The organism is Rhodococcus sp. NFXS4 (assembly GCF_058139645.1).
Genome location: NZ_CP192221.1, coordinates 172770 through 184835 on the forward strand (window position 1 = coordinate 172770; position 12066 = coordinate 184835).

Below are 12066 nucleotides of genomic sequence, written 5' to 3' on the forward strand. Positions count from 1 at the left end.
CCGTTTCACAGTCCATAGGAGGTGATGAGGTCTTATGCGTCATTACGAACTGATGGTCATCCTCGACCCCAATCTCGACGAGCGCACGGTCGCCCCGTCGCTGGATACGTTCCTGAACGTCATCCGCAAGGACGGCGGCAAGGTCGACAAGGTCGACGTGTGGGGAAAGCGCCGTCTCGCCTACGAGATCGAGAAGCACGCCGAAGGCATCTACGCGGTGATCGACATCAACGCGGAGCCCGCCACGGTGTCGGAGCTCGATCGCCAGCTCGGACTGAACGAATCGGTGCTGCGCACCAAGGTTCTGCGCCGCGGCAAGTGATCCCTCGTGTCACCGTCTCGCCCTAGGCTGACGGCAACCGAGAAGATCATGCGCTGACAAGGCACGAGAAAGAGGAATCATGGCAGGCGAAACCGTCATCACCGTCGTCGGGAACCTGACGGCCGATCCCGAACTCCGATTCACCCCCGCAGGTGCAGCGGTCGCGAACTTCACCGTCGCGTCCACGCCCCGCACGTTCGATCGTCAGTCCAACGAATGGAAGGACGGCGACGCACTCTTCATGCGCTGCAACATCTGGCGCGAGGCTGCGGAGAACGTCGCGGAGTCGCTCACCCGCGGTGCGCGAGTCGTCGTGACGGGTCGGTTGCGGCAGCGTTCCTACGAGACGCGTGAAGGCGAGAAGCGCACTGTCGTCGAACTCGAGGTCGACGAGGTCGGTCCCTCCCTGCGGTACGCGACGGCCAAGGTCAACAAGGTCAGTCGCGGCAGCGGCGGAGGCGGCGGCAACAGCGGCGGCGGGTTCGGTGGTTCCTCCGGTGGATCGGGTGGCTCGTCGAGCCGTTCGTCCGGTGGCAGCTCGGGCGGTGACGATCCGTGGGGCAGTGCCCCGCAGGCATCGGGATCGTTCGGTGGCTCCCGTGGCGGCGGCGACGACGAACCGCCGTTCTGATCCGGTACGCACCACACATGCAGTGAATCAAGATTCGGAGATTGTCCATGCCTAAACCGCCGTTGCGCGACAAGGTGATCAAGAAGAAGGTCTGTGCCTTCTGCAAGGAAAAGAACACGTCCATCGACTACAAGGACACGACGTTGCTGCGTAAGTACGTCAGCGACCGCGGCAAGATCCGCGCTCGTCGTGTCACCGGCAACTGCGTCCAGCACCAGCGGGACATCGCCATCGCAGTCAAGAACTCGCGTGAGGTAGCACTGCTGCCCTACGCCGCGACTGCGCGATAAGGGGAAAGGTAACCATGAAGCTCATCCTCACCGCTGATGTCGACAACCTCGGCGCACCCGGAGACACCGTCGAGGTCAAGGACGGCTACGGACGTAACTTCCTGCTGCCCCGTGGACTGGCCATTGCGGCCACCCGCGGAGCACAGAAGCAGGTCGAGGGCATCCGTCGTGCCCAGGAAGCTCGCGCCGTGCGCGGGCTGGACCATGCCAACGAGCTCAAGCAGGCCATCGAGGGCCTGACGTCCGTGACGCTGTCGGTGCGAACCGGCGGCTCGGGCAAGCTCTTCGGTGCGGTCACCGCAGCCGACGTCGCCGCTGCCGTCAAGAGCGCCGGTGGCCCGGTGCTCGACAAGCGCAGCATCGAACTGCCGAAGTCGCACGTGAAGTCCACCGGAACGCACCGCATCACCGTGGCGCTGCACCCCGATGTGACGGCGTCGTTCGACCTCGAGGTCACCGCCTCGTAAGCATCACCGACACGCAGTACCGAATGCCCCGGCCGATTCTCGGCCGGGGCATTCTGCGTTTGCGTTCGTTCTTTTCCTGCCTGTCTCGGCCGTCCTCCGGCGTGGGCGAGGTGGTGATTCTGTACGCGGTGAGTGTTTCCGGGTGGGTCCACTGGCACCGTCCCCAAACCTCGGAGCAGACGCGGCCCGAGCACCGTCCGACGCCGAGGGTGCGCCGAAACCTTTACGTACTCTTCGAGATGTCTTGACCAACGATGCGCCCCGAGGAGAGACCGGGCGTTCTGCACCGACGAAACCGCACAGACCCACACCATCCGTGTCCGCCTGGAGGCTTCACCGTGACTGCACAACTCGATCGCTCGTCCCCCGCCGAACTACCCGTACCCGCCCCGAGCCCCACACCGCGCGACCGGCTGGCGAGCGTCGCCCGGTACGACGTGCCCGCGTCTCTGGTGGTGTTCCTGGTGGCGGTACCGCTCTCCATCGGAATCGCGGTGGCCTCCGGCGCTCCCGTCATGGCGGGCCTCATCGCGGCCGTCATCGGCGGCATCCTCGCCGGTGCGCTGGGTGGGTCCCCGCTGCAGGTGAGCGGGCCGGCCGCCGGCCTGACCGTGGTGGTGGCCGAGTTGGTGAACCAGTTCGGTTGGCGCATCACGTGTCTCATCACGGTGTTCGCCGGTGTGCTGCAGGTGGCGCTCGGTCTGAGCCGTATCGCCCGCCAGGCGCTCGCCATCTCGCCGGTGGTGGTGCACGCGATGCTGGCCGGTATCGGTGTCACCATCGCGCTGCAGCAGATCCACGTGCTGCTCGGTGGAGAGAGCCGGAGTTCCGCCGTCGCCAACATCACGTCCCTGCCTTCGTCGATCCTGAACGCCGAGGCGGCGCCGGTCGCCATCGGCGGCGTGGTCGTCGCGCTGATGCTGCTGTGGCCGCGCATCACCGGCCCACTCGGTAAGGTCCCCGGCCCGCTGGTGGCCGTGGTCGCGGGAACCGGCCTCTCACTGGCCTTCTCGATGAACGTCGAACGAATCGATCTGCCCGGCAACCTGATCGAGGCCGTGGAGTTGCCCGCATTCCCGGAAGGGCAGTGGGCAGCGTTCGCGACCGGTGTGCTGACCATCGCGTTGATCGCGAGCGTCGAGAGTCTGCTCTCCGCCGTCGCCATCGACAAGATGCACTCGGGCAGACGCACCAACTTCGATCGCGAACTCATGGGTCAGGGCGCCGCCAACATGGTGTCCGGTGTCGCCGGCGGACTGCCCGTCACCGGCGTCATCGTGCGCAGCGCCACCAACGTCCGATCCGGCGCCCGATCCCCCGCTTCGGCTGTGCTGCACGGTGTCTGGGTTCTCATCTTCTCGGTCCTGTTCATCGGTGTGGTCGAGCTGGTCCCCTACGCCGCACTGGCAGGTCTGCTCGTCATGATCGGTGTGCAGCTGGTCAAGCTCGCGGACATCCGCTCGGCGACGAAGACCGGCGACGTGGTGGTGTATGCGGCGACGGTCGTCGGTGTCGTCACCCTCAATCTGCTCGAGGGTGTGCTGATCGGGCTCGCCATCTCCGTCCTGCTGGTGTTGCGCCGCGTGCTGTGGGCACGGGTGCGTGCCGAGCAGCTCACCGAGGACTCCTGGCGCGTCGTGGTGGAGGGATCGCTCAGCTTCCTGTCGCTTCCTCGCCTCACGCGGGTGCTGCAGTCCGTTCCTGCCGGCCGGCCCGTGACGATCGAGCTGACCGTCGACTTCCTCGACCACGCGGTGTACGACGCGCTGCACGAGTGGACGAAGCAGTACGAGGCGACGGGCGGCACCGTCGTCGTCGACGAGGTCGGAGCCGTGGACATGGCGTCGGCCACGGCCGGGCCACCGAGACGCATGCCCCACATGCTGTCCGCGCGCACGTTCATGCCGTGGTCGCAGTGGCAGACCGTCGACAGCCACTCCGGGCCGTTCACCGCCGATGCCGTCACCCCGGCGGCGCTCCGGCCGGTCTTGGCCGGTGTCGAGGAATACCATCGTCGCAGCGCGTCGTCCATGCGCCCGCACCTCGAGAAGCTGAGCGAGTTCCAGGACCCGGACACGTTCTTCCTGAGTTGTGTCGACTCGCGCGTGCTGCCGAACACGATCACCAGCGCCGGACCCGGAGACCTCTTCACCGTCCGCAACATGGGCAATCTGATCCCGGTCGGTGATCCGGACACGTCGCTCGAGGCCGCTCTGGAGTACGGCGTGAACACGCTCGCCATCAGTTCCGTCGTGGTCTGCGGCCACTCCGGCTGTGGAGCCATGCGGGGGCTGCTCGCGGACGCCCACGACGCCGACGGGGTGGTGGGTGAGTGGCTCTCGCACGGCCGGGCGAGCCTCAGTGCGTTCCGGAGTGGCCACCCCGTCGCGCGGGATGCCGCGGAGCTGGGGTTCTCCGAGATCGACCAGCTCGCCATGGTGAACGTGGCAGTACAACTGCAGACCCTGTCGCGTCACGCCGTGGTGGGCAAGGCGGTCGCCGAGGGGAGGCTCAAGGTGGTCGGACTCTTCTTCGACATTCCCACGGCGCGGGTCGTGCTCGTCGACGCGGCCTCGGTCACCGAGCTCGATCAGGAGCCTGCGCAGAACTGACCAGGGCTCCACGGGGCGCCGCGATGCATTGCATTGCGGCGCCCCGTCGCGTGTCCGGCGGCTGTTATCCGGACCGGATCAGAATCACTCGGCGGTTTCACCGGCGGATACCGACATGTGACCCAGGTCATGTTGATAACTCCAGCCACGGAGACCTGACACGCCCGACATGTCAAGTCGGCAGGACACGCCGAGTGCGGATTCATCCACAGAGAGAAAAATTGAGAAATCGCCCTGACGTGCACTGATGGGCTGTGTGATCTTGTTGCTGCACAGGTTCTGCACAGGTGGTCAACACGACTCGCCTGCGTTGTCCACACCCCGTCCACAGATTGCTCAACAGGCCCGTTTGGTGCTGGCGGACCGAGCACCTAACGTCCCTCCGGCACACCATCGACGGGCCTCGTCGACCGCCGGACAGCCGCTCGCGCACGCGCGTGCAGTCACGTGTTCGGACCGTGTCGGAGGCCGGGGGTACAACGTGGTGAGCACGGACTCGGCCGACACGGCCGAGGACGGACGAGATCTCCGGGGGCGAGCTTCGGTCGAGCGAGAGGGCGGCGAACTTCTGTGGCAGTCGTGGACGATCGGGGAACGAACGACTACCAGGGGCCGTCCGAGGCGCCCGGTGAGGACTTCGGTCGTCAGCCCCCTCAGGACATGGCTGCCGAGCAGTCCGTTCTGGGCGGCATGCTGCTCAGCAAGGACGCCATCGCGGACGTCCTGGAGGTTCTGCGTCCCGGCGACTTCTACCGCCCGGCCCACCAGATGGTCTACGACGCCATCCTCGATCTGTACGGCCGCGGCGACCCCGCCGACCCGGTCACCGTCTCCGCGGAGCTCGAACGGCGCGGCGAGCTCAAGCGCATCGGCGGCCCGCCCTACCTCGTCACGCTGACGCAGACGGTCCCCACGGCGGCCAACGCGTCGTTCTACGCCGAGATCGTCGTCGAGAAGGCGATCCTGCGTCGCCTCGTCGAGGCCGGTACGCGCATCGTCCAGTTCGGCTACGCGGGCGCGGACGGTCAGGACGTGTCCGAAGTCGTCGACCGGGCTCAGGCCGAGGTGTACGAGGTCACCGAGCGTCGTACCGCGGAGGACTTCGTCCAGCTCGAGGAACTGCTGCAGCCCACGATGGACGAGATCGACTCCATCGCCAGCCGCGGCGGCATGTCGAACGGTGTCCCCACCGGCTTCACCGAGCTCGACGAGGTGACCAACGGTCTGCATCCGGGCCAGATGATCATCGTCGCGGCGAGGCCTGGTGTGGGCAAGGCGCTCGCCCTCGACACGCCGTTGGCGACGCCCACTGGGTGGACGACGATGGGTGAAGTCGAGGTCGGGGACCATCTCATCGATGCGTCCGGATCTGCGACTCGGGTCGTCGCTGCGACCGACGTGATGGTCGGTAGGCCGTGTTACGAGGTCGAGTTCTCCGACGGCACGGTCATCGTGGCCGACGCGGAGCATCAGTGGCTCACGGATACCCGCGCATCGCGAAAGTCGGCGCAGGCTGCGGCTGCTCGATACAACAGGACCAAGAACCAAGGAACGTTCGCCGAGGTGCGCACCACCGAGCAGATCGCCGGTTCGGTCAGGTGCGCGACCAAGGACGCTCGACTGAATCACTCGGTGACCAACGCGAAGCCGATCCAGCGTCCGGACGCGGTCCTTTCCGTCCCTCCCTACACGCTGGGCGCGTGGTTGGGGGACGGCACCAGCGCTTGCGCGCAGATCACCTCCGACGATCCCGAGATCATTGCTCGGATCGAAGGTGAGGGGTTGGTGGCCGTTCGATCCGCAGCAGCTGAGTTGCGATACTCGATTCAGCTTCCCGCACCCGAACCTGTACCGGCCAAATTCTGTACGGTGTGCGGAAAACGCTTCGTGCCGTTCTCTTCTCAGGTGCGTACCTGCGGCCGTTCATGCGGTGGCCGGGCTCGTTTCCAGGATGACGTGGTGGATCAGCCGCTGTGCCCGCTCTGCGGTGAGCTGTGCACCGGACTTCGGATGTGCCAGAAGTGCCGAAACGCCACGGGGACGGTGCAAGCTCGCCTCCGAACACTCGGTGTGTTGAACAACAAGCACATTCCCATGGAGTACCTCAGGTCGTCGGAGTCGCAGCGGCGAGCTGTACTCGCCGGCCTGCTGGACACCGACGGGACCGTCACGGCAGGCGGATCCGCGCAGTTCAGTGTCACCGATGAGCGACTGGCACTCGACGTCGAGGAACTCATCGTCAGTCTGGGGTACCGAGTACATCGATCGACGAAGAGGGTGGCAGGACGCACCGAGGCGTCGTCGACGGCGTTCACACTCACCTTCTCGACCGATGATGTGGTCTTCGGTCTGCATCGAAAGCAGTTGCTGCACAAAGAGCGTCGTGCCTCGTCGAATGTGTCCAGGTCTTCGAGTCGCTTCATCGTCGACGTTCGTCGCGTCGACTCGGTGCCGGTCAGATGTGTCGAGGTCGATAACACGGACCACCTCTATCTCGCCGGTCGTTCGATGGTGCCGACACACAACTCCACTCTCGGAATGGATTTCATGCGCTCGTGCTCCATCAAGCACGGCATGGCCAGCGTCATGTTCTCGCTCGAGATGAGCCGCACCGAGATCGTCATGCGTCTCCTCTCCGCCGAGGCCAAGATCAAGCTCGGCGACATGCGCTCGGGAAAGATGACGGACGACGACTGGACCCGCCTCGCCCGCAGGATGAGCGAGATCAGCGAGGCACCACTCTTCGTCGACGACTCCCCCAACCTCACCATGATGGAGATCCGCGCCAAGGCGCGGCGACTCAAGCAGCGACACGATCTCAAGCTCATCGTCATCGACTACCTGCAGCTGATGTCGTCCGGCAAGAAGGTGGAGTCGCGTCAGCAGGAGGTCTCGGACTTCTCGCGATCGCTGAAGCTGTTGGCCAAGGAGCTCATGGTTCCGGTTGTCGCCATCTGTCAGCTCAACCGTGGTCCCGAGCAGCGCACGGACAAGAAGCCGATGGTCTCGGACCTTCGTGAGTCCGGCTCGCTCGAGCAGGACGCCGACATGGTGATCCTGCTCTACCGTCCGGATGCGACCGAGCGCGACGATCCCCGCGGCGGCGAGGCCGACCTGATCCTCGGCAAGCACCGCAACGGACCCACGGCCACCATCACGGTGGCGCACCAGTTGCACCTGTCGCGCTTCGTCGACATGGCGCGCGGCTAGTCCGCCGAGGCCGGCTGGGAGATCGAGGCGGAGAAGGACACGTCGACGTCGTCGACGACCTTCATCGATCCGAGCAGCTGGGAGTAGGGCTTCACGCCGAAGTCCGTCTGCGTCACCACCGCGTCGAAGGCGACGTGCGTCGTCCCGTCGGAGGTGGAGACCGAAAGGTCGACGGTGTGCTCGCGTGTCACGCCGTGGATCGTCAGCGTGCCGTCGAGACGGTAGCCGTCCTTCGTCGACTCGACGGTGGTCGCGTCGTAGCGGATCTCGGGATGGTCCGACGCGTCCAGCGTGCCGAGGGCGTTGGACCGCGCGAGCATCTTCTCGGGGCCGAACATCGGTGTGACGCCGCCCTCGCCACTGACGACCTCCATGGAGTCGACGCGCACCCGAACCGTGACGGCCGTCGGAGCGCCGTCCGACTCGTCGACGGTGACGCTCCAGTCGCGGAACGCGATGGTCAGCCGGTGCCCCATCTTCGACGCTCGACCGGTCACCCCGGTGTGGACGTTCAGCGTGCCGTCCGCCGCGGTCAGGGTCCTGCTCGAGGTGGTCATCACCCGACTGTATCCGCGCTGCTGGGGCAGAATGCGTGGCCGTGACCACACATGGCTTCTCGGACTACGTCGCGCATCCCCGCCACGGGCCGCTACCGATGATCCTGCTGGCCGTCACGGTCGTCACCGGTGCGATCGACGCGCTCAGCCTGCTGGCTCTCGGTCGAGTGTTCGTGGCCAACATGACGGGCAACGTCGTGTTCATCGGTTTCGCACTGGGCGGGGCGCCCGGTTTCTCGTTGTGGGGCTCGGTGCTCGCCCTGGTCGGATTCCTGGTGGGCGCGATGGTCGGTGGGACACTGATCACGCGGGTCGGTCGTCGACGAGATCATCTGCTGCGCAACGCACTCGGGGTCGAGCTCGTCCTCGCGCTCGCGTCGCTGATCGCCGCGATCCTCATGGTGGACGGTCCCGGCCGCGGATACGTCATCGTCGTGCTGCTCGCGCTGGGCCTGGGGCTGCAGAACGCGGCGGTGCGGCATCTCGCCGTCCCGGACATGACCACCACCGTGCTGACGATGGCCCTCACCGGCATCGGGTCCGATCTCCCGAAACGGGACGGGGCGGCTGTACTGCGTCGGCTCTCTTCCGTCGTCGCCATGTTCCTCGGTGCGATCCTGGGCACCGTGGTGGTGTTGCATTCGGGTGTGGTGGCGACACTGGTGCTCGTGGCCGCGTTGTTCGCGGCGATCCTCGTGGTCGTGTGGGCGGTGGGGCGCCGCGAGCGACCATGGCAGGTCGTGGCCTGAGCCCGACCTTGCCTCAGGTCGCGGACCGGCCCATCTCAGTGGTCGGTCGAGCGGATGAATTTCCGGACAGAACAGGCATGTCCCCCAAATTCTGTGTGCATACTGTGTCGCACAGTCTGCTTCCGGAGGTTTGTCGTGATTGCCCCTTTCCCTGCTGCGGTTTCCACGTCGACGACGGGCCGATGGTTCGGACCGACGGGCGACACATCCTTCGGATGGCTGACCCGCTCCTCGTCGCCCAGCCGCTGTGGCGTCGTCATCGTGCCGCCCTTCGGTTACGAGTACTGGACCTCGCATCGGGCACTCCGCGTACTCGCCGAATCATTGGCCGCGCAGGGTTTTCTGGTGCTTCGGCTGGATCTCCGCGGGACCGGTGACGCCCGCGGTGATCTGTGGAGTGGCGCCGTCATGTCGACGTGGCACGACGACATCGCCGAGGCGGTGGCCGAGGTCCGTCGGGCCGGCGCCGATTCGGTGTCGCTCGTCGGGCTACGACTCGGCGGACTGCTGGCGTTGTCCTCCGCGTCCGCGCTCTCCGTGGACCGCGTGATCGCGTGGGCCGCGGTCACGGACGGGAAGCGGTACGCGAGGGAGCTGTCGATGTTGTCGACGCAGGTGCCCGACGACGAGAACGTCTACGGACACGCTTCGGCGCGGACGCTCGCGGGAACGGTTCTCACAGACACCTTTCTCGCAGACGTGGCATCCGCGTCGTCGAGGACTCTGGGGAAGCCGGCGCGCGAGGTGCTCGTGTTGGACCGAGACGACCGTCCTGCCTCGTCGGCATTGGTGCAGCGTCTCCGCGACAACGCGGTGGAGGTCGAGCACCATGTGTGCGGCGGGGCCGGATCGATGCTCGACGTGCCCACGGAGGAGGCCACGGTGCCCGTTGGGCACGTCGCTCGGATCGTCGAGTATCTGGCCCCGATCGCTGCCACCGCTGACGAGGTCGAGACCGACGACTCTCACCGCAGTGGTGTGGTTCTCGGCGAGCACGGAATCAGCGAGGCGGTGACGACGCTCGGCCCTCATCGACTCGCCGCGGTGATCTCGTCCCCAGTCCCCTCCCGGTCGACAGGAGTGACCGTGGTGTTCCTCAACACCGGCTCAGAATCCCATGTCGGGTCCGGCCGGGTGTGGGTCGAATTCTCACGTGCCCTGGCGGCCGAGGGTACGACAGCCGTACGGCTGGATTTCCTCGGCTGGGGCGAGAGTCCGGACGAGGGCCATGCACCCGGTCGGCCGTACGACGGTCACACGGTGCACGACGTGGTGGACGCGGTGACGGCACTGCGCCAGTCCGGCCACGAGCGCATCGTGCTCGCGGGTATCTGTGCAGGTGCCTGGATCGGTCTGCGTGCCGCCCGATCGTCGGCAGTGGACGGGGTCGTCGCATTCAACCCCCAGTTGTACTGGCAGGAGGGCGATCCGGTGGAAGCCCTGATGTCGGACACTCGCAAGCGCCGAGCCGACGAGATCGCCGCGATCGCTGCGGGAGCAGTCTCCGGAGAGTGGGATCGTCTCGAGGCGGGAGCGCCGCTGTGCGCACCCGGTCGGTGGCTCGAGGAGCTCGCGACGTCGGCGTTCCCGGTCGTGCTCGCGTTCTCTCCGAACGACGACGGGCTCGAGTATCTCGAGAACCGCTTCGGTGCCAGGCTGCATCGAGCGCAGTCGAGATCGGGCTCGCCGCTGTCCGTCGTGAGGATGGCATCGCTCGATCACCCGATGCATGCGCACCATCGGCGACACGAGGGACTGAACATCATTCGGTCCCTGGTGCAGGATCTGGCCTAGTCGAGGCTGACCGCGACCACCGTGTTCCGGCCGCGTCGCTTCGCGTCGTACAGCGCATGATCCGCGGACACGAGCAGCGGCGAGACGGACTGCGGGGCGTAGCTCGTCCAGGCCAACCCGATGCTCACCGTCGCCGTGCGCGACGAGAGGACGTGCAGCCGTTCGTGATCGCGGCGGATCGAGTCGGCGATGGAGGCGGCGTCCTCCTGATCCGCGTGCGGGAGGAGGATCGCGAACTCCTCACCGCCCATGCGCCCGGCGATCGCGTCGTCCGGTAGGGCACCTAGGATGCAGGCGGCGCTGCGGACCAACGCGATGTCGCCCACGGCGTGGCCGAGCGTGTCGTTGATGGACTTGAAGTGGTCGAGGTCGAGCATGAGCAGCGCGACCGGCCGCGAGTCGGTGATGAGGGTGTCGAGGCGCTGCTGGCTCCGTCGCAGGAAGGCGGCGCGGGAGAGGACGCCGGTGAGACTGTCGTACTCGAGGGCCTCGCGGAGCTTGTTCTGCACGGCCATCCGGTCCAGCGACACGGCGGCGACCAGCAGCGGTCCGAGTGCGACCAACGCGACGGACAGCACCGCGGAGGCGCCGTCCTGGCCGTCCGCGCCCAGCAGCCCACCGGTCTGGAGTTCCCCGCGTCCGAGGAAGAGCAGCGTCCACGCGGACCACAGTGCGGTGAGCAGCGCGGTGCCGAAGATGGGGATGCGGGTGGCGCACCAGAGCAGCGCGGGCAGCGGCAGCGCGAGCAGCAACGGGCCCTGGACGATGAGACCGGCCAGCATCAGCAGGACGGTCAGCGCGATCGGTGCCGTCTCACCCGTGATCAGGCGCCGGAGCGAGGCGGGGCCGGTGCGGCGGCGCGGCGTCGACGCGCGGAAGGACAGTAGGACGGGGACGATCAGCAGGTAGCTCGTGAGCTCGGATCCGAACCAGCTCAGAGCCTCGACGGCGGGTGCGTGCGGTCCCAGCCGGCCGCTCGAGAGGGTGGCGACGGTCGTCGACAGGAGGGCGGCGACGACGATGCCGAGGCACATTCTGGCGAAGTCCGCGGATCCCGCGAGGGTCATCGGCTCGGGGTGCCGCCGCCGGATCACCAGCGTGCCTCCGAGGACCCCGACGATGTTCGCGACATTGAACGCGACCGCAGCGTAGACGTCGGTACCCGAGACGAGGTCCGCGGTGACGAGGGCGAGCAGCGCTGCGACGGCCGCCGGCGCGGTGAAGGTGCGGGGCCAGCGTACGAAGACGCTCAGCGCCACCGCGTTGGCCACCCACACCGAGGCGAGAAGTCCCGGTGGCCGCGAATGGATTCCGATGATCGCCGCGATGAAGACGGCGGCGGTCAGGAGGGCGATGTCGGTCGCGGCGCGCGCGGCCGGACTGCGCATGTCCGGCTCGGGTGTCGCAGGCAAGGTCGTCCTTCGCATGGACGGG

At 66.9% G+C, this 12066-nt stretch carries 10 protein-coding genes; 8 read left to right on the top strand and 2 right to left on the bottom strand.

Going from position 1 to position 12066, the window contains the following annotated elements:
• The first annotated feature begins 34 nt into the window (after positions 1-34).
• The 6 genes from rpsF to dnaB all read left to right on the top strand — a co-directional run bounded on the left by rpsF (position 35) and on the right by dnaB (position 7532).
• The gene (gene rpsF, locus J4E04_RS00825) at positions 35-322 is read left to right on the top strand and encodes a 30S ribosomal protein S6 (RefSeq protein ID WP_027506019.1); all 288 of its coding nucleotides are present in this window, start codon (positions 35-37) and stop codon (positions 320-322) included.
• A gap of 79 nt (positions 323-401) precedes the next feature.
• Positions 402-953 carry a single-stranded DNA-binding protein gene (locus J4E04_RS00830; protein ID WP_027506020.1) on the top strand — a complete coding sequence of 184 codons (552 nt, stop codon included), beginning with the start codon at positions 402-404 and terminating at the stop codon, positions 951-953.
• Positions 954-1000: 47 nt separating this feature from the next.
• Complete coding sequence (rpsR, locus tag J4E04_RS00835; RefSeq protein WP_027506021.1) at positions 1001-1243, top strand: 30S ribosomal protein S18; 243 nt, start codon at positions 1001-1003, stop codon at positions 1241-1243.
• 14 nt (positions 1244-1257) lie between these two features.
• Positions 1258-1710, top strand: coding sequence for a 50S ribosomal protein L9 (gene rplI / locus J4E04_RS00840; RefSeq protein WP_027506022.1), 453 nt, complete (start codon positions 1258-1260; stop codon positions 1708-1710).
• Positions 1711-2048: 338 nt separating this feature from the next.
• A complete protein-coding gene (locus J4E04_RS00845) occupies positions 2049-4322 on the top strand; it encodes a SulP family inorganic anion transporter (protein WP_490149697.1) in 2274 nt (757 codons plus the stop codon).
• A 570-nt stretch (positions 4323-4892) separates the two neighbouring features.
• Positions 4893-7532, top strand: coding sequence for a replicative DNA helicase (gene dnaB / locus J4E04_RS00850; RefSeq protein WP_307108064.1), 2640 nt, complete (start codon positions 4893-4895; stop codon positions 7530-7532).
• On the opposite strand, the gene J4E04_RS00855 is transcribed toward dnaB, so the two are convergent.
• Positions 7529-8089 carry a YceI family protein gene (locus tag J4E04_RS00855; RefSeq protein WP_307096977.1) on the bottom strand — a complete coding sequence of 187 codons (561 nt, stop codon included), beginning with the start codon at positions 8087-8089 and terminating at the stop codon, positions 7529-7531. The two genes, dnaB and J4E04_RS00855, sit on opposite strands and share 4 nt — an antisense overlap.
• 41 nt (positions 8090-8130) lie before the next feature.
• Between J4E04_RS00855 and J4E04_RS00860 the strand changes: the two genes are divergently transcribed.
• Positions 8131-8838: a YoaK family protein gene (locus J4E04_RS00860; protein ID WP_490149698.1), complete on the top strand. Its 708-nt coding sequence runs from the start codon at positions 8131-8133 to the stop codon at positions 8836-8838.
• A gap of 261 nt (positions 8839-9099) precedes the next feature.
• Entirely contained in the window at positions 9100-10632 is a 1533-nt protein-coding gene (locus J4E04_RS00865; RefSeq protein ID WP_490149699.1) for an alpha/beta fold hydrolase, read from the top strand.
• Here J4E04_RS00865 and J4E04_RS00870 read toward each other — a convergent pair.
• Positions 10629-12044 (bottom strand): GGDEF domain-containing protein, encoded by a 1416-nt coding sequence (locus J4E04_RS00870; RefSeq protein WP_307108066.1) that lies wholly within the window; start codon positions 12042-12044, stop codon positions 10629-10631. The two genes, J4E04_RS00865 and J4E04_RS00870, sit on opposite strands and share 4 nt — an antisense overlap.
• Positions 12045-12066 lie beyond the last annotated feature (22 nt).

Excerpts from the sequence above, each read along its gene's own strand:
- rpsF (WP_027506019.1), top strand. The coding sequence starts at position 35 with ATGCGTCATTACGAACTGATGGTCATCCTCGACCCCAATCTCGACGAG.
- rpsR (WP_027506021.1), top strand. The coding sequence starts at position 1,001 with ATGCCTAAACCGCCGTTGCGCGACAAGGTGATCAAGAAGAAGGTCTGT.
- J4E04_RS00830 (WP_027506020.1), top strand. The coding sequence starts at position 402 with ATGGCAGGCGAAACCGTCATCACCGTCGTCGGGAACCTGACGGCCGAT.
- rplI (WP_027506022.1), top strand. The coding sequence starts at position 1,258 with ATGAAGCTCATCCTCACCGCTGATGTCGACAACCTCGGCGCACCCGGA.
- J4E04_RS00855 (WP_307096977.1), bottom strand. The coding sequence starts at position 8,089 with ATGACCACCTCGAGCAGGACCCTGACCGCGGCGGACGGCACGCTGAAC.